Raw genomic sequence first — 240 nt, 5'->3', positions numbered from 1 at the left:
CTCGGAGCCGAACTCCAGGAGCGCGTGGGCGAGATAGCCGATCCGGGGGACTCCGGGGGCGTGACAGGCGCCGAGTTCATCGCTGGTGGCAACCTGGTGCAGTGCGCTCAGGCCCTGGCCGCCGTACTGGACGGGGACGTCGAGGCCCACCCAGCCGCCCGAGTACAGCAGGCGGTGCCACCGGTGGAGGAAGACCGGGACCGGCTCGTCCGGGAGGCGTTCGGGCAGCGGGTGGTCGGC

Annotated in this window: 1 protein-coding gene; it reads right to left on the bottom strand. The window is 72.9% G+C overall.

Annotation, left to right across the window (positions count from 1 at the left end):
- Positions 1-240 (bottom strand): acyl-CoA dehydrogenase family protein (locus tag MFF21_RS23840; protein WP_238315062.1); only part of this gene is annotated, 240 nt, incomplete at both ends.

It is taken from the genome of Methylobacterium organophilum (assembly GCF_022179465.1).
GTDB classification, from domain to species: Bacteria; Pseudomonadota; Alphaproteobacteria; order Rhizobiales; family Beijerinckiaceae; genus Methylobacterium; species Methylobacterium organophilum.
This window is presented reverse-complemented; position numbering and strand designations above follow the sequence as displayed.